Here is a 17,132-nt window from a genome sequence, read left to right as displayed (position 1 = left end):
TGCAATGAAACTTGAAAAAATATTAATCACCAACCTTGCCTCTATAGAAAGTGCTGAAGTCGACTTTACTGCGGCACCACTCAAAGACACCGGTCTTTATGCCATTACTGGTGATACAGGGGCGGGAAAAAGCACTTTACTGGATGCGGTTTGTCTCGCGTTTTATGGCAAAACCGCACGGTTAAAATCGGACGACAAAGAGAGAGTTGCCTTTAATGGCGATAACATTAAATTAAATGACCCGCGAAACTTATTGCGTCGGGGCTGTGTTGCAGCATCTGCGAGCGTGGTTTTTATTGCTCAAGATAGCAAGCGTTATCAAGCTACCTGGTCGGTAAAACGCGCTAGAAAAAGCCCTAAAGGAAATTTAAAAGACGCTACAATTGAGTTGTTCAGCCTACCAGATATGACCCTAGTCTGTGAGAAGAAAAAAGAAACGGGACAAAAAATCGAACAGCTAGTCGGGCTTAACTTTGAACAGTTTACTCGGGCCGTGCTGCTTGCTCAGCATGAGTTCTCCGCGTTTTTGAAGGCAGGGGGAGATGAACGGGCTCAGTTACTAGAATGTCTTACGGGTACCGAAAAGTTCAGCAATATCGGTAAAGCGGTTTTTGAAGCGCACAAACAAAAGAAAATTGAGCTGCAATCTCTGCAAGATAGGCTAGGTCAAATTGTGCTTTTGTCACCAGATCAGCTTGCCGAACTTGAAGCACAGAAGTTGGCGTTGATTGAAACAAGAAATCGACAACAAGAAACAAGCACAAAGCTGCAAGCTCAGCTGCAATGGCTCGCGGATGTCGAGCTAAGAAAGCAAAAAATAGCTGAGGTGGAACACACGCTAAAAACGCTTGAGCAGCAAATAGCAGAGGGAAAGCCACAGCAGGAATATGCGCAGCAAGTCTTAAAAGCCAATGAGATGCGTGATAACCGTGAGCAGCATGAGCTGGCGGATAAACGCGTTGCGCAGCTATCTCAAGAGCAGCTAGCACTGCAGCAACAAGATTTTGCATCCGCTATTGCAACGCTAAAAGCAAAACAGCAGCAACTTGAACAGCAGCTTATTACGCAGCAAGCCAATTTTGTAAAGTTAGAACCAAGCTTTAATACCATTCGTATATTGGATGAAAAGCTGAGCCTACACAAAGCGCAAGAACGAGAAACTAAGCCCTATCTCGACAAGCACGCCAATCTTATCGCGCAACATGAAGCTGCAATACAGAAGTATCAAGTGCAACAAGGCGAGATCGCTACTGAATTAAAGCAGCTAGAGCATGAGCAAGCGAACTTGCACTCAGTTAGCAATATTGCCGGGCAATGGAGCGTGGTTCAGCCTCAATTCGATGATCTGCAAAAGTACCAACAACAACGTAACGATCATGAAACCCAGTTGCAAAAATTACCGAGCGAACAGCAAGCGCTAGGTACACAATTGAGCAAACATGAGGCTGAGGTACAGCATCTACAAAAGGTTTACGACACCGAAGCCAGCGCGCTCTCAGCGTTAAAAGAAGCACTCGCACCTTTGACTCAACAAGACCTAAATTTGGCATTGCAAAACTGGTCTCTATGCGTGCAGGCCTATCGTAGTATCGAAGAAGGGGATGCCTTGCTGCATCAGTTACGATCGCAACAAACTCAACAACATATTGGCTTGGAAAGGCTTGAGATACTGATCCGAGATACCAAGCAGCAAGACGAGTTGTCTAAGCAGCGCCTAGCCCTAACTCGTGATAACTTGGAGCAAGTGCAGTTACGCGCAAGTGAGCGGATCAGCGATTTACGCTCTCAACTGCGGGCAGGGCAAGAATGCATGGTGTGTGGCTCAAAAGAACATCCTTATGGTGTGGAGCACATCGATGCCCACTGGGAACAGCTACTATCGGATTTTCGGTCTCAGTATCAAGCTGCTGAGCAAGCTCGTGAACAAGTGTTGCAGCGTTATAATCAACAAGTCGGTGAAAAGGAGCGTGAGAATGCGCTATGGCAGTCAGTCACTCAGGAAATTGCTCACTGCACTAAGCAAATAAATGAGAATCGCGCTCGACTAGATGCATTGAGCGATGAGTATAAAGTTGGCAGCGCTGAGCAAGCTGAATTGCAACTCGTGAGTATTCAGTCACGGCTAAATGAACTATCAAAGTTACGCAATAATATCGACCGCCAGTGGCAATCGGTTCAGCAGGCACAACAACACCTCGAGCAGGCTAAACATAAAGGGCAGGCACTTCAGCAGCAGCACCATGATTTAGGCAATCATATTGCCTTTTTGCGAACCGAATATGAGCAGCTATCACAGACAGCAGACGCCTTACGCAATCGACTTGAAGCGTTAATTTCCGATAAGTCGTGGTGGCAAAACTTTGATTCATCTCCTCAAGCTGCCATTAGCCAACTTAAAACGGGGGTGCAAACTTGGCTAAAAACCACCGAGCGTACAGATGCGTTAACGGCGAATAAAGTTCAGCTTGAGCATCAATTACATCTTGTCAGTCAACAAAAACAAGATGAGGCGCAGCGGCTTGAAGAATTAGAACATACGCTTTTACAACATCAGCAGAATATTGAACGCCTCAATCGCGAACGTGCTGAATACTTACCACAGCAGCACACCAGATTGGATGATTGGATTGCAGAGCTGAAGCAGCAAGAACAGCAAAGCCGAGAGCAGATCACACAAACCCAGTTGGCGCTGAGCCAAACCGAAGCACAGCGTGAAAAGACCCAACACAGTCTGACGCAGCTAGAAAAGCAAATTGCCGAGCAAACATCGCGGTTGCAGCAACTTGATGCGCGCTTTGAACAATGGCTGCTCGACCAGCAAGGGCAGCTAAACAAAGTAAAAGTATTAGCGTTACTTGAGGTTTCGTTGGATGAAGCGCGAGCGAATTTAGAAAAGTGTGCGCAAGTTCAGCAAGCCTTTCAAAACACTAAGCTGCAGCTTAGTCATCAGCGTGAAGAACTCAGCCAACTTGAAAGTAAGTATCCTGATGGGGTTGATAGTGAACACGTTAAGCAAAGTCATACCGAGACGACGCAAGCACTTGAGCAAACTCAAAATCAGTTACTACAAGTGCAAAGTGCATTAGAGGTTGATGCTCAGAATAAACAACAATTTTCTTTGCAAGCGGCAAATCTCGCTCAGTTGCAACAAGACTACGAGCAATGGCATTTGCTAGACAAGTTATTAGGCGACGCAACAGGCAAAAAATTGCGTAATTGGGCGCAAACACAAACGTTAAAAATCTTATTGCAGTATGCTAACCAGCAATTGCATACGCTTTCTAGACGTTATCTGCTTACTAATATTGAGCAATCTTTGGAAATTGCGGTTATAGATAAAGACATGGCTGACGAACAACGTAGCGTCAACACCTTATCTGGAGGAGAGTCCTTCTTGGTATCTTTATCTTTAGCACTTGGACTTGCTGCGCTTTCATCAAATAAAGTGCAAATACATTCATTATTCATTGATGAAGGGTTTGGTACGTTAGACCCCGAGACGCTAGGTGTCGCAATTGATGCACTGGATGCGTTGCAATCACAAGGCCGCAAGGTTGGCGTGATCTCGCATGTTGCTCAGATGAGCGAGCGGATCGCCACCCGTATTCATGTGAATAAACAGCCGGGAGGCTACTCATCTTTAAATTTAGTACCACAAACATAAGGAAATTTGGATGCCGACTTTTACGGGCGAAGAAGCCCAAAACTACGACTCTAGGATCACAAAACTGGTGCCAGGTTATGCGTTAATTCACCAACTTACCGGGGCACAACTGTTAGCACTTTACCCTGATAGCGCAACCATTTTGGTTGTGGGTGCAGGGACAGGCAAAGAAATTGTAGAGCTTGCTCAGTTAAATCCTAGTTGGCGGTTTATAGCGCAAGATGTATCTGCTGATATGTTGGCAATTGCAGATCAGCATTTTACTAAGTTAGGCCTTCAAGAGCGCGTGCAGATCCATCATGGTGCGATTTCACCACAGGCTTATCAAGCAGATGCGGTACTGTGCTTGCTGGTGATGCACTTTGTAAAAGATAACGGTGATAAAGCAAGCTTGTTTAAACAAATGAGTGAGCAGCTAAAGTCGGATGGGCGTCTTTTTATTGCCGACTTAGAAAAACCTGCGACAAGCTTTGAACGTGAAGCGCAGTTAATCGTTTGCAAACAACTTGGGCTGACTGATGTTGGCGAGCAACGTATGAGGGTAAATTTAGAGCATGAGTTTTACCCCGTGGATAAAATGCGCCTTGCTGAACTGCTAGACACCGCAGGTTTTGGCATTGCTAAACCTTTCTTCAAAGCCCTTGGATTTGCAGGCTTTGTGGTAGATAAACAGTAGTTTTTATCTAAATAACCTGAGCTTCGGATAAATAAGCCAGACCATATTCGGGTGTGGCTTTTCCTTTCTTACTCTTTCAAAGTAGCTTGTATTAAGTTAGTAAAATAGTGATCTATATCAAGTCAATTGCTGCTCTGCCACTGACGTCACCGCGCTCTATCTCAACCTCAAGTCATTTACTTCTAAAAAGTTAGTAAAACTCTGATCTCAATGACTATGATACGGAAGGTAGATCAGTATTTTACTTAGTAAAAATTTGATCTCTTCATAAATTGGCATACAGTTTAGTTGCCGCCTAATATCTAACCTTGTCTTATTATTTCCACTAACTTATTGATTTTTATATTACTAAGTTGGCGATAATCCAAAAATGGCGAAATGATAAGGCGCAAGTTATAGTCAATGGCGAACTCATCATCTAGCCAAATTAGATTGTTAGTAAAAACCTGATCTCTGAGCAATGATTTCGCGTAGGTGCGTCCTGCAATAATATGCCAATCGTATGTTTTTGCTGAAAAATCAGGCGTTGAGAAGAGCAGGGCTTCTTGACTTGAAGCTTGAAGTAACGCGCTATCTCGATATGACTGCCAAGTTGAATAGTTAGTAATATCGTGATCTGGTAGCCTTGCAGCAAATAAGAACTTGGCAAAAACATTGAAGATTTTCCGCCAACCATTGCCGCAATGCGCATTAATATGTTCGATCTCCCCACTCGCTAACGCACTGACTTGTATTAAATTATTATAAGGTTCTATGCGTGGTGGATGTTCAATATAAAACGCAACTTTACCCGTTGCTACACCCAAACCATGAGTTAGTATTTTTTTGCTCTGTGCTGTATTCATCATACTTTGCTGCGGTCTATTCATTTGCACGTAAGTTTAAAATAAATAAGGTGAAATTGGCATGGCAAGGTTCTGAATTAAATTTTGTTATTACTAGGTAAAAATTAAACCTGTCACTAATCTTAGTGCTTGGATACTACGTATGACATCAAGATGGAATATGGAGAACTTATATGAAAGTACCACAGTTATTTTTCACAGCGATTATAGTGCTTGCAGTTTCAGCATGCACAGGGCTGCCAGATGGCATCAAACCAGTTAAAGACTTTAATGTTGAGCGCTATACAGGCACTTGGTATGAAATCGCGCGATTAGACCATTCATTTGAAAGAGGAATGCAGAACGTCACGGCAACTTATAGCCAAAATCCCGACGGTTCAATTAAAGTCGTAAATAAGGGATATGTAACAGAGGAAGGTGAGTGGAAAGAATCGGTTGGCAAAGCTAAGTTTGTTGCAAATGATGAAATAGCGCATTTGAAAGTGTCATTTTTTGGTCCGTTTTATGGCAGTTATGTGGTATTCGAGTTAGATGAAGATTACCAGTATGCATTTGTTACCAGCTACAATCGTGATTACCTTTGGTTGCTATCTAGAGCACCTAAAGTGCCCGATTCCGTAATGAGCAAGTTTAACACTATGTCTGAACAATATGGTTTTAACACCAATGAACTTATCTATATGAGACACGATCCCGTTCAAAAAGAATAGTGTAAACCCCCTTTACACTAAAGTTCCTTTTATGGGTATTTAAACTTACTAACAGAAGGGAGGCTGTATGTGAGTTGAGTCTAAGTGTCTTATTCCTGTAGGAAATGGTTAATAAATCATTCAGTCAACTGTAACAGGAACACTTCACACTGTTGCACGCTTTACAAAAAATAATACTTAGGAACTGGAGTAACTCATGAAGCGTGTAGCATATTCTCTTATTGCAGCGGCAGTTGCAATGGCACTTACAGCCTGTGATGGTGACGATGGAGCACAAGGTCCTGCGGGTCCTCAAGGTGAGCAGGGCACTGCTGGCCAAGATGGTGCAAACGGTACTAATGGCTCAAATGGTACAAACGGCACAAATGGACAAAATGGTACTGACGGCCAGGACGGTCAAAATGGACAAGACGGCCAAAATGGTCGCGATGGTAGTTACAGCGTACCAGGCCTTGTTCGCATCGCAACCGTCCCTGCTGGTGCTGAAGTAACTGGTCTATTTCTTTCTGAAGGGGGTGACTTGTTCTTCAATGTTCAGCACCCAAATGATACCAACACAGCTACTGATAAGTTCAATAGCAAGCCATTCAATACGGGTACTGTTGGTGTACTAACCGGTGTGAACTTTAATAATTTACCTGCAAATATCCCAAGCGCGCCAGTTCCTGCTTCGACCATGGAACAACAAACCGTGATTTCTGCAATTGGTCAATATCAAATTCTAGGCCAAACAGGTGATACATTCGCAAACCTTGGCACTAAGGGGTTAGCAGGTGGTTTGGGTGTACATTACAGCATCTCAACTGGTGAAGAAATCATTAAAAATGATAACCCTGATTTCAATGGTTATATTCCAGTCGATGCAAACACAGGTTACCTATTCACAAACTGGGAAGCGTACCCAGGTGGTGTCAGTCGTTTGAAAATGAGTAAAGCGACAACGGGTAAATGGTCAATCGAAGAAGCCATGATGGTAGACTTTGACGGTGTTAAAGGCACTGCTGCTAACTGCTTTGGTTCAGTATCACCTTGGGGCACACCGCTGACTTCGGAAGAATGGATTGTCTGGTCTGAAGTTGATTCAACACAAGATCCACAGTGGAATAACCCTGCTGAAACAGGTAATGACACAATGGAAGCGTTAATGGCACCTGATTTCCCTAACCCTTATCGCTACGGTTACATTGCAGAAATCAAAAATCCTACAACCGAAACACCTGATGTTGTAAAACACTTTACAATTGGCCGTTATGAGCATGAAAACTCAGTTGTAATGCCTGACCGTCGTACTGTCTATTCATCACAAGATGATACCGGTGGCGTACTATTTAAATTTGTTGCAGATCAACCAGAAGACTTAAGTGCAGGTACCCTATACGCAGCAAAGCTAACTCAAGATGCAGGCCTTACCGATCCGGCTGTAACTGGCTTTGACATTAGCTGGGTTGAGCTTGGTAGCGGCAGTAATACACAGATTGAAACTTGGGTGGCCGAATACGACGGCATCAATGAGACTGACTATGTTGAAGGTCAAACAAGCTATCTGTCTGTTGCTGATGTAAAAGCGTGGGCAGAAGGTGCTGCAACTTATCCAACTGTTGCAAACGGTGGCGGTAAAGTAACGGCAGGTAAAGCGATGGACAACCGCGCTATCTTCCTTGAGTCTCGTCAGGCTGCACGCCAAAAAGGCGCTACGGCTGAATGGCGTAAACTTGAAGGCTTAAGCATCAACCATAACCGCGTACTTGAGGCAGTAACTGGTCAAGATGTTGTTGCCGGTGAGGTGGTAGATAAAGCCTATATGTATATCGGTATCTCGGATATCGACAACACCATGATTGATGGCGAAGGTGACATGCAGCTTTCTGCGCGTGTTAAAGATTGTGGCGGTGTATACCGTGCACATATCGATAACAACTATAATCTAACTCGTATTGAGCCGGTCGTTATGGGTGCAACTTACCGCTCGTCATTAACTGGCGCTGAGCGTTGTGACGTTAATCAGCTTTCGCAGCCTGATAACGTAATCGTAATGGAAGATGGTCGCATCATCATTGGTGAAGATGGCTTCCAAGAAAACAATACGCTTTGGCTTTATGACCCTAAAGCAAAATAATTAAGCAAGTAGCAGTGCACTGAATGGTGCGCTGCTTTTTTTTAGCAAAATTTTGGAGTCATAAAAATGAAATACGTTAGCCTAACTCTAGTGGCATTGACGAGCGTAGCCTTGTTTGGTTGTAATGATGAACAGACTCAAGGGCTAACCAATACCGCACTTATGTCGGCGCAAACTACAGCACCTTATAAACAGGGTGATGATATTCCTGCGGCCGCATTTATGCAGCACAATGAAGTCTATAACCCTGAATCAGTGATCCCACCTCAGTGTTACACCAAAACGGATGGCGTGAATAACCCTTGCTATGCCTGCCATCAATCATATGATGAAAAAAACCGACCAAACATGATGCGCGATGCCAATTTGCAAGGCGCCTATGAGTTTTCCGATCTTGGATTTAAAAACCATTGGAAAAATCTGTTTAAAGATCGTTCTGAGCTTATCAAAGGTATCTCAGATCAAGATATTACTAACTGGGTCAACCAAGATAATTACAGCCCTTTTATCGAAAAACTAAAAAATAACCCCGACTGGAAAGGTGAGATCACCCCGCTTAACAACTTGGCATATCCGGAAAAAGCCTTCGATGAGCTTGGTATAGCAAAAGACGGCAGTGGCTGGGTGGCATTCAATTATAAACCTTTCCCTAGTACTTTCTGGCCAACCAATGGTTCTACTGGGGATGTCATGATCCGCCTTGCTGACGCCTTCAGAGAAAAGGGCGAAACGTATAATCAGGACGTTTACCTTGCCAACTTAAGCCTAGTTGAAATGGCTGTAAAGGGGCTTGACGAAATATCAACGCCAGTGATTTCTGAGTCGCGAATTGGCGTAGATTTAAATGGTGATGGCAAACTCACGAAGATCACTAGCATGCTGCGCAGTGAACGTTATCTTGGTGATGCCAATACTATCGAGCTTGCTCATCAGTTATATCCACAAGATACTGAATTCTTACACACCGTTCGGTATATTGGGGTGGATGATAATGGCCAAGTATTTAATGCGCCAAGAATGAAAGAAGTGCGCTACATGAAAAAGCACAACTTTAAATCCAAGCAGTCACTCGGCGCTGCTTACTACAGAGAAGCGAAAGAAAAGTCATTCGAAAATTACCCACAAACGCTTTATTTGGGCGACCAAGGGATCAATAACAACTTCGGTTGGACGATTAACGGTTATATCGAAGACAAAAATGGTGCTCTTCGTCCGCAACATGAGCAAGAACTTGCTTTTTGTAATGGTTGTCACAAAACCATTGGTTCAACCTATGACCAAACCTTCTCGTTTGCGCGTAAAGTTGAAGGCAAACTGGGTTGGGGTTATATCAATTTAAAAGAGATGCAAGACGTACCTAACAAAGGCGAAGAGCTGGGGGAGTTCTTGACCTATATGATGCGTGTTGGCGGCGGTGATGAGTTTAGGCAAAACCAAGAGATGCTAATGCGCTGGTTTAACGAAGATGGCACGGTAAACAGCAAAAAAGTGCAGTCTGCGAAAAACCTTTATGAATTGATCACACCTTCAAAACCACGTGCGCTGGCACTGAATAAAGCCTACTTGACCATTGTCAAAGAGCAAAGTTACCTATTCGGTCGTGACGCCACTATAGTAAAAGCGCGTAATGTACTTGAACAAGTCGATGATTCTCAACAGCCTCTAGAGCCAGAGCACCGATATGTATGGGATATGCAGCTGGATTGGAATAAAGCCGAGTAAAGTATATTCAGGGTAGGACACTTCCTGCCCTGAGGTGATAAAGGCTCAAAGATAGGGGACTGGCACTGATAAGAGGTAGTTTCAAATTGAAATTGCACGCTAATCTTTTGGTAGCGGATAAGTGCATGTCTTTTCATTATTTCTGAAACTCCAAAAGCAAGTTTCTGAGGGCAATTCATTGTTTTTATTACTGCTTTAAAGTTACACTTGTTTTAAGACAGGAGTGGGTTTGAAATACGTGAAGAAGTTGCTGGTTTTTATTATTGTTACGGGGTTAGTCGTTATAACATGGTTATTTACACAAGATAACAGCATTCAGCTTACTCCGTTCGTGGGTGAAAATTCAAACTTAATCAAGGCATTACCTCAAGAAGAGCGCCTTGTTGAGAAGTCAAATGCTCAACAACCGCTTTTGCTTCATGCTCACGAGAGTTCTGATGAGCTCTACGAGCAAGCAAACAACATAAGAATATGCAGAAGAGTGCCTAAAACGCAGAGTGAACTCGACACTTGGGCTGAACGAGCGCATGCTAATGATGAGCACTATGAAATCATAGATAGTATGCATAGAAAGTTTAAAGTGTGCTTAGGCAGCGCAGATCGCGATGCCCCTTATGTTGACATGTTGATAGAAGCTGCTGAAAAGGGCTCAGATAAAGCAGTGTCTTTGCTTTGGCTACTGGGCGACTTTGAGTTGGTTGATGAGCTGAAGTTAAAAGATGTCCCAAGAGATGAACAAGTTTCGCGTCGACAAGCATTTATCGCGACTAAATATCGCTTAGCGCACAAGGTCGCACTTCAAGGTGGTGAGAATTCGATGCTAAAGCTTATCTCTGGCTTTCAACACTTAGATCCACAAACTGGTGGGCAGGATTATGTTAAGTCTCTCGCTTTTGCTTACTTTTTTGTAGAAGTGGTGAGTAACAGTGACGTATTTGGCAGAGTTGAGTGGACAATCAGAGATCTCGAGGGAAAAATGTCACCAGAAGAAATTACTCAAGCCAACGAACTGACTCGTGACTTTTTAGCGCAGCATAGAGCGCTATAGACCTTGAAGGTAAGATAAAACTCAAGCTCGGAGCAGAGCTGAGTTACTCTTCTCGCTTTTTGGATCAGAATTTAACTAACCAATAGTATTCCTTTAGCGCTTAGATCAGGATTTTACTAAGCTAGCCCGAAAACAAGACAATCAGATCATATTTTTACCAACTGATTAAGCTTATTGGGCTCATTAGATCACGATTTTACTAACCTACCTTAGTTTGAGTTAGTAAATTTGCGGTGTATATCGCCACTATTGCTGATATTTTATGCTAAATGATGTGGTTTCAAAGAGTTAACAAAGGAATGTTAGTAAAATTGTGATCTAAAAAAGGCGCCGTTAGTGGCGCCTTAGTTAAAATATGATCCAATACAGCGTACTGAGCAGCATAGCGATAATGACTAGGTAAAATAGTGATCTGAAGTAACTAGGTTTGGTCGCAAAGATAGCGATAAGTAGTAATACTGCCAAGGTCATATAACCAATAAACTCTAAGCTACCGTAGGCCCCCTGAGTTTTAAGAGCAAGTGCCAAGCTGCCGCCGAGGCAGAGCCAGCCGGCAATGGTTAATTGACTTGTTACGTTACCTTTTGGACGTGTACCAAATACTTCTTTATAGTGATTGGGTTTTGCTACTGCAAAACCCATAAACGCTAGCAGGCAAAGTAAAAACGTTAGCCATTCCATTAGGCGTTTACCTCATGCTTTGCTTGGCGCCGTGGTGTCGCTGGCGCTGGCGCTGCTTTGGTACTGCCGAGCTTTTTGGCTTGAACCAAGAAACCGAACGCGATACCAATAGGCATCACATCAAAACCAAATAATACCCACTGACCATTAATGAAATAGCTCACAATGCTGCCATCAATGGTTAGCATGTTTACGACAGGCAGTAAGCCCCACACGATAGCATTTACTTTCGCAGAGAGCAGCCACGCTAGCCTATCCGACTTAAATAGAGCAGCCAGAGTGAATACTCCCCACGTAACAAAGAACACCAGAACTTCTTTGTCTGCACGTCCCGCTAATTCCATTGGAAGCAATCGGTTTGCATAAAAGAACATCGCCGTTGCGGCTGGCAGACCCATAATGGTGCCTAAATTGAGCGACTCCACAAGCCTAAGGCCTACACCCGGCTTGTCATCACCTTTGAGCTTTTGGCGCAGTCTTTTTGCCCACATAACCGCACCAGTAGCAATCATGGCACATCCCGCTAATCCAGCAACAAAGTATAACCAACGCAAAAGCGGCTCTGCTAAACGGCCCGTGTGCAGTGCTATCATTCCGCCGTAGAGATTTTCAGCGCCAGACAGTGTCACATTGTGTGTTTTTAACAACTCACCTGATCCCGCGCTATACATCCAGCTTGGTGGATCATCCTGAACAGCACGTTGAGCATTGGCATAAAGCTTAATTGTTGCACTTGTATCCCCTGGTGATGAGATCACAATGCGGCGAAGCGGTGCGTCACCAGAGTTAGTAAAATAATGATCTAACGCTGTATTTAATGCGAGCTCCTTCAATGGTTGTCCTGTTTCAGGGATCGCAGCAAGAAAGGGGTAGCGTTCGGCTCGGAGCGTTTTTGTATCTTCAAAGCGCTGCTCAGCAGGTTGTGGCAGCAACATAAAAATAAGCGTCACTAAGCCGGTATAAGTGATCATAATATGAAACGGTAATGCCACCACGGAAGAGAGATTGTGGGCATCTAGCCAACTTCTCAGTCCTTTCCCGTTTCTAAATTGGAATAGATCTTTGAAAATGCGTTTATGGATCACCACGCCAGAAATAAGCGCAATCAGCATAAACAGAGTCGCAAAACAGACAATCCAGCGCGCGGTGATTGCGTTCATGTAGTGCAAGTCAAAATGTAGGCGGTAGAAAAAGTTACCACCTTTAGTCTCTCTAAACTCAGGAAGTGCCTCCAGCGTTACTGGGTCAAGATACTCAGAGTGACGTTTTCCACGTCTTTCCCCTTCGGCTGGCTTTTCGGAGTACATCAATAGCAGGCTTGGGCGACGCTCCGTTGGCATTTCAATACGCCAAGACTCTGCGTTTGGTGCTATATCTTGAAACCGTTCGATACTCTTTTTAACGGTTTCATTTTGTTGAGCGCTATCGTAATGAGGTAGATGATGTGTCGCAGGTTGTGCCCACAGACTGATCTCATGTCTGAAAAAACTCGCTGTACCGGCAAAAAAGATTAAAAACAGCAACCAACAAACGAGTAAACCAACCCAAGTGTGTAGCCAAGTCATACTGCGGAAAAATGACTCTCTCACAGGGAGCCTCCAAAATGCGTCAGTGCGCCGTAGAGAATACAAAGTAGTCCGATCATGCCAAGAAATACTTTTCTAAAAGAGCGGCATCCAAACACCCAAATAAAAACGATGGCGTAAAAGACGATGCCGGTTGTTAATGCATATAAAAGCGCATCTAGGCGCGGAGTAGGTAAAGTTAAAGCTAACAAAGATGAAGCCAAAACGGTCACGTAATAGCCGCCGAAAATAGCGATGAAAAAGCGTGCTAGCACTTCAGCTCTGTACAAAATAGCCTTATTGTTTGTGTTATCCCGACTAGGCATAGCACCTCTTAAAAAGACAGAAAACGTAATAGAATATTATCCAATAACTTGCATCTAAATGATAGTGATTCGTACTTGTTTTAAGTTGAGTGGAGGCGTTTTAACGACTAAGTGCTTTTGGTTCAATGGGGTTTTGAATGTGGCTATGCCATAATGACCCTTGGTGTCATTGGGTAAAATAAGTAAGGAAAGATGGATATTTTTGAACGTGTTAGGCAGTGCAAGCTGTGTGATAAAGCGCTTCCCATGGGCGCAAAACCTATCATCCAAGGCAGTTATAACGCTAAAGTCTTAATTATAGGCCAAGCGCCGGGGTTAAAAGCACATCAAACCTGCCAGCCGTTTAATGATCCAAGTGGAGATAGATTGCGAGACTGGCTGGGTGTAAGTCGAATACAGTTTTGTAACCCTGAACTCTTTGCCATTATGCCAATGGCATTTTGTTACCCTGGTAAAGGGAAATCTGGAGATTTACCACCACCTAAAATCTGCGCGCCCACGTGGCATTCTCAGGTGCTAGCTACACTCAACCACGTATCGCTGACACTACTTATTGGGCAATATGCGCAAAAATGCTACTTAACGCAATATTCATCAGTAACTGAGATGGTAAAAAATGCTGACTTTTCCAGTCAAAGTCATTTGCCATTACCTCATCCTAGCCCCCGTAATCAGATCTGGTTAAAAAAGCACGACTGGTTTGAAAAAGACAGTGTACCGCAGTTAAAGACAAGAGTTTCAGCTGCGCTATCATCTTGATAACGCGCTAATTAAGCTTTCACTTAATGCTTTAGGGTTAGGTTTAAAATCAAAGGCAATCTGATAGGTTTAAAACTAAGGAATAAAGGTCATATCAGCCAATATTTATCACCATTTAGTTGCGTAATTACGAGTATTACCTCATACTCCAGCCTGTTTACATAACAAACACTTTTTAACATTTTCAAAGGACTTGATAATGATATACAAAACTACCGGTTGGGCTGCTGTACTCCTTTCTCTCGTCGCATTTTATCCTAGTATGCAACCTGGTGCGTTTTCCGTTATAGGCTTCTACTTATGCCTGTTTTCCCTCATTATCGCAGCATTTGCGAGCCATATGGATAAACCGATTTATTTTCGCAGCGTGATCACACTGTCTCTTGTTAACATCTTGTTAGTGAATGATGGTACTCGTGCAAGCCTTTGGTTTGGCCAAAGCGACTGGGTCTATATCGGCTCTATGTACGGTATCTTTTTAGTCGTGGTGAGCATTTGTGGTTTTCTAGTGAGCCGAGACTTATTGATATCAACCTTAGAAGGCAAGGTTGAGTAAAAATTAAGTGCACAAGCAAAGCCTGTGCACTATATCAGCGGTAAAATACGCTTAACTCTTTGCGAGCGACTGGGCCACCGTTGTGGTCGGGCGACCAATCAACTGGCTGAGCGCATTACTCTGGGTTGCCAGATATCCTTGCTGTGCTTGTGCCTCGGCGTCAACCAATAACGCAGCAAACGCTGCTGGCACGCCAAGAGCAACCAAGTAGGCCAAGTATTCTTCTTCAGATACAAACTTTGCTTTTACTTCAACTTGAGTATGCTTTGACACCGCTTGTGCTAAACCTTCAATTGTAAATGCGTTATCGCCAGCCAGCTCATAGACTGAATTATCATGGCCAGAACTACTTAATACGGTTGCAGCAGCCAGTGCGTAGTCTGCACGAGCAGCACTATTGATCTGAGCTTTCGGCGCGATTGAGGTAATGGCATTATTTGCTGTAAATACAGGTACTAAATCAGTGTAGTTCTCGTTATACCATCCATTTCTCAGCATGCTATAAGCCACGCCGCTCGCTCTCAAATACGCCTCTGTTTCTTTGTGCTCTTTAGCCAGCTTTAGTGGTGAATTGTCCACATTCAAAATACTGGTATAGGCGATTAAGCGCACTTGGTTTTTCACTGCGGCGTCAATAACTGCTTTGTGTTGAGGTGTGCGGCTTCCGATCTGATTGCCTGAGATCAGCAGCAGCTTTTCAACACCTGCAAGTGCTGCATCAAGTGTATGCGGTTTGTCATAATCAGCTTGCCTTACGGTGATCCCTAAATTGGTGAGTGCCTTTCCTTTATCGAGATCTCTGACAAGAGCCACGATGTGCTTGGCTGGGATCTTTTGTGTCAAAAACTCGATAACTAATTGACCTAATTTGCCTGTTGCGCCTGTGATTGCGATCATGATGTATACCTCTTTTTAAAACGAGAATGTATTGGATGTGGCTATTATGCGTGGTAATTTTTGTTATCATAAGTGGGTTAATTCGATATGGTGAGTTCTGAAATTGAGTACAATAGACTTAAATGCACTAAAACTCTTAGCTATATTTGCAACGGTTGTGGATGTGGGAAGCTTTGCTCAAGCTGCGCGAAAGCTGGCTACTAGCCGTTCTAGAGTGAGTGAACAAGTGTCCCAGTTAGAGACCATGCTAGGCGTTCGACTACTGCAGCGTAGCACGAGGCAACTCACGCTAACGCGAGAGGGGCGTGACATTTTGGCTCAAGCGCATTCATTGCACGCTATTTTGGATGATGTTGAGGTATTGCTCGATAACAAAGAGCCTCATGGTATGGTCTCAATAACCATGACACACGACACCGCACATAAGTTTCTGTTACCAAAACTTCCTGAACTCACGGCGCGATATCCGAAAATCCAATTAAATATCATCGTTGATGATGACAAGCGCGATATAATTAACGACCAAATAGATCTCGCCATCAGGGTTGGCTTTCCTAAAGATAGCGCATTGGTTGCAAGGCAATTACATCAAGAATGTTTTAAGCTCTATGCAAGTCCTAAACTGATAGCATTGCATGGTTTACCAAGCAAAGACACACAGCTAAATCAGTTACCTTGGTTACTGTTAGAGCAGGCTAAATCAACGGGGATGACACAGTTTTATCGTGGCGGTGAAGCCGTAAACTTTACACCAACTCAAGTACATTGGTGCAATTCCCCCATGCTGTTACAACAAATGACAGTGGCAGGATTAGGAGTTGCGCAGTTATTGCCTTCTACTGTGAAGCAAGAAGTTGAGCGTGGGGAGTTACAAATGATCTGTCCAGAGTTAAGTAGCGAGCAACTGGTGTTTTCTCTCATTTATCCATCGCGTAAACAAATTCCACCTAGGACACGGGCGGTTATTGACTACCTATTGGAAGCGAATCTGTTTGGATAGCTTTAATTCTTTTTAACAGAATGATGTGTGATATTTTTACTAATTTAATTATTTTAAAGCGAACGTATACTTTCTTCCAACGGCTCATCACCGAGAGCCAATCCAATACCGTCTATATTTATCGAGGAAAGTATCATGAACCTAATTAACATCATTAAACCGAACAGTACAATGGCATCAGTATTATCTTTATTTGGCCGAGTAGGGCTATCAGCCATTTTTATACTGGCTGCGATTAATAAAATCCAATACTTCGAAGGTAATGCTGCATACATGGCTTCAAGTGGATTACCAAGCGAGCTGCTGCCATTGGTTATAGCCTTTGAATTGATAGGAGGGCTTTTCATTCTTGCGGGAGCATTTACTCAGCTGACAGCAATTGCATTTGCAGGATTTAGTATTGTCAGTGCGTTGCTGTTTCACTTTGATCTGGCCGACCAAATGCAGTTCTTAATGTTTTTTAAAAATATTGCAATGGCTGGTGGCTTTCTCGCACTTGCCGTGTCAGGTGCTGGTCAATTCAGTATCGATAGTAAGCTCGTAGAGAGTAAGTAACCTGAGCTGCGG

At 43.6% G+C, this 17,132-nt stretch carries 15 protein-coding genes; 10 read left to right on the top strand and 5 right to left on the bottom strand.

Features of this window, described 5'->3' with window-relative positions; all coding sequences use genetic code 11:
* Window positions 1-4: 4 nt before the first annotated feature.
* Window positions 5-3,664: an AAA family ATPase gene (locus BB427_RS12795; protein WP_069021007.1), complete on the top strand. Its 3,660-nt coding sequence runs from the start codon at window positions 5-7 to the stop codon at window positions 3,662-3,664.
* 10 nt (window positions 3,665-3,674) lie between these two features.
* Complete coding sequence (locus tag BB427_RS12790) at window positions 3,675-4,340, top strand: class I SAM-dependent methyltransferase (protein WP_069021006.1); 666 nt, start codon at window positions 3,675-3,677, stop codon at window positions 4,338-4,340.
* Between the two features lie 302 nt (window positions 4,341-4,642).
* Here the strand turns inward: BB427_RS12790 and BB427_RS12785 are convergent, their stop codons facing one another.
* Complete coding sequence (locus BB427_RS12785) at window positions 4,643-5,185, bottom strand: DUF6942 family protein (RefSeq protein ID WP_069021005.1); 543 nt, start codon at window positions 5,183-5,185, stop codon at window positions 4,643-4,645.
* Window positions 5,186-5,358: 173 nt separating this feature from the next.
* Here BB427_RS12785 and BB427_RS12780 point away from each other — a divergent pair, with 173 nt between their 5' ends.
* The 4 genes from BB427_RS12780 (at window position 5,359) to BB427_RS12765 (ending at window position 10,781) form a co-directional block, all read left to right on the top strand.
* A complete protein-coding gene (locus BB427_RS12780; RefSeq protein WP_069021004.1) occupies window positions 5,359-5,895 on the top strand; it encodes a lipocalin family protein in 537 nt (178 codons plus the stop codon).
* Between the two features lie 196 nt (window positions 5,896-6,091).
* A complete protein-coding gene (locus BB427_RS12775) occupies window positions 6,092-8,011 on the top strand; it encodes an alkaline phosphatase PhoX (RefSeq protein WP_069021003.1) in 1,920 nt (639 codons plus the stop codon).
* Window positions 8,012-8,077: 66 nt separating this feature from the next.
* Entirely contained in the window at window positions 8,078-9,733 is a 1,656-nt protein-coding gene (locus tag BB427_RS12770; RefSeq protein WP_069021002.1) for a hypothetical protein, read from the top strand.
* Between the two features lie 229 nt (window positions 9,734-9,962).
* Window positions 9,963-10,781: a hypothetical protein gene (locus BB427_RS12765; RefSeq protein WP_069021001.1), complete on the top strand. Its 819-nt coding sequence runs from the start codon at window positions 9,963-9,965 to the stop codon at window positions 10,779-10,781.
* A gap of 348 nt (window positions 10,782-11,129) precedes the next feature.
* On the opposite strand, the gene BB427_RS12760 is transcribed toward BB427_RS12765, so the two are convergent.
* The 3 genes from BB427_RS12760 to BB427_RS12750 are packed head-to-tail and all read right to left on the bottom strand — an operon-like array spanning window position 11,130 to window position 13,353.
* Window positions 11,130-11,462 (bottom strand): DUF3325 domain-containing protein, encoded by a 333-nt coding sequence (locus BB427_RS12760; protein ID WP_045990636.1) that lies wholly within the window; start codon window positions 11,460-11,462, stop codon window positions 11,130-11,132.
* The gene (locus BB427_RS12755) at window positions 11,462-13,051 is read right to left on the bottom strand and encodes a PepSY-associated TM helix domain-containing protein (RefSeq protein WP_069021000.1); all 1,590 of its coding nucleotides are present in this window, start codon (window positions 13,049-13,051) and stop codon (window positions 11,462-11,464) included. Before BB427_RS12755 ends, BB427_RS12760 begins: the two co-directional genes overlap by 1 nt.
* On the bottom strand, window positions 13,048-13,353 hold the full coding sequence (locus BB427_RS12750; RefSeq protein ID WP_010376045.1) for a hypothetical protein: 306 nt from the start codon (window positions 13,351-13,353) through the stop codon (window positions 13,048-13,050). Before BB427_RS12750 ends, BB427_RS12755 begins: the two co-directional genes overlap by 4 nt.
* A 192-nt stretch (window positions 13,354-13,545) precedes the next feature.
* On the opposite strand from BB427_RS12750, the gene BB427_RS12745 reads away from it, so the two are divergent.
* The gene (locus BB427_RS12745; protein ID WP_069020999.1) at window positions 13,546-14,112 is read left to right on the top strand and encodes a uracil-DNA glycosylase family protein; all 567 of its coding nucleotides are present in this window, start codon (window positions 13,546-13,548) and stop codon (window positions 14,110-14,112) included.
* Between the two features lie 199 nt (window positions 14,113-14,311).
* The gene (locus BB427_RS12740) at window positions 14,312-14,668 is read left to right on the top strand and encodes a hypothetical protein (protein WP_010605604.1); all 357 of its coding nucleotides are present in this window, start codon (window positions 14,312-14,314) and stop codon (window positions 14,666-14,668) included.
* 51 nt (window positions 14,669-14,719) lie between these two features.
* On the opposite strand, the gene BB427_RS12735 is transcribed toward BB427_RS12740, so the two are convergent.
* Complete coding sequence (locus tag BB427_RS12735) at window positions 14,720-15,565, bottom strand: SDR family oxidoreductase (RefSeq protein ID WP_069020998.1); 846 nt, start codon at window positions 15,563-15,565, stop codon at window positions 14,720-14,722.
* Window positions 15,566-15,668: 103 nt separating this feature from the next.
* Between BB427_RS12735 and BB427_RS12730 the strand changes: the two genes are divergently transcribed.
* Window positions 15,669-16,565 carry a LysR family transcriptional regulator gene (locus BB427_RS12730; RefSeq protein WP_069020997.1) on the top strand — a complete coding sequence of 299 codons (897 nt, stop codon included), beginning with the start codon at window positions 15,669-15,671 and terminating at the stop codon, window positions 16,563-16,565.
* A gap of 135 nt (window positions 16,566-16,700) precedes the next feature.
* Entirely contained in the window at window positions 16,701-17,120 is a 420-nt protein-coding gene (locus BB427_RS12725) for a DoxX family protein (RefSeq protein WP_083229874.1), read from the top strand.
* Window positions 17,121-17,132: the final 12 nt, after the last annotated feature.

The organism is Pseudoalteromonas sp. BMB (genome assembly GCF_001709235.1).
Taxonomy (GTDB): Bacteria; Pseudomonadota; Gammaproteobacteria; order Enterobacterales; family Alteromonadaceae; genus Pseudoalteromonas; species Pseudoalteromonas maricaloris.
Note: the sequence above shows the minus strand (reverse complement) of the source record. Positions and strands in the feature narration are given on the sequence as shown.

Excerpts from the sequence above, each read along its gene's own strand:
- BB427_RS12790 (WP_069021006.1), top strand. The coding sequence starts at position 3,675 with ATGCCGACTTTTACGGGCGAAGAAGCCCAAAACTACGACTCTAGGATC.
- BB427_RS12725 (WP_083229874.1), top strand. The coding sequence starts at position 16,701 with ATGAACCTAATTAACATCATTAAACCGAACAGTACAATGGCATCAGTA.
- BB427_RS12740 (WP_010605604.1), top strand. The coding sequence starts at position 14,312 with ATGATATACAAAACTACCGGTTGGGCTGCTGTACTCCTTTCTCTCGTC.
- BB427_RS12760 (WP_045990636.1), bottom strand. The coding sequence starts at position 11,462 with ATGGAATGGCTAACGTTTTTACTTTGCCTGCTAGCGTTTATGGGTTTT.
- BB427_RS12795 (WP_069021007.1), top strand. The coding sequence starts at position 5 with ATGAAACTTGAAAAAATATTAATCACCAACCTTGCCTCTATAGAAAGT.
- BB427_RS12735 (WP_069020998.1), bottom strand. The coding sequence starts at position 15,565 with ATGATCGCAATCACAGGCGCAACAGGCAAATTAGGTCAATTAGTTATC.
- BB427_RS12770 (WP_069021002.1), top strand. The coding sequence starts at position 8,078 with ATGAAATACGTTAGCCTAACTCTAGTGGCATTGACGAGCGTAGCCTTG.
- BB427_RS12780 (WP_069021004.1), top strand. The coding sequence starts at position 5,359 with ATGAAAGTACCACAGTTATTTTTCACAGCGATTATAGTGCTTGCAGTT.
- BB427_RS12775 (WP_069021003.1), top strand. The coding sequence starts at position 6,092 with ATGAAGCGTGTAGCATATTCTCTTATTGCAGCGGCAGTTGCAATGGCA.
- BB427_RS12745 (WP_069020999.1), top strand. The coding sequence starts at position 13,546 with ATGGATATTTTTGAACGTGTTAGGCAGTGCAAGCTGTGTGATAAAGCG.
- BB427_RS12750 (WP_010376045.1), bottom strand. The coding sequence starts at position 13,353 with ATGCCTAGTCGGGATAACACAAACAATAAGGCTATTTTGTACAGAGCT.
- BB427_RS12785 (WP_069021005.1), bottom strand. The coding sequence starts at position 5,185 with ATGAATACAGCACAGAGCAAAAAAATACTAACTCATGGTTTGGGTGTA.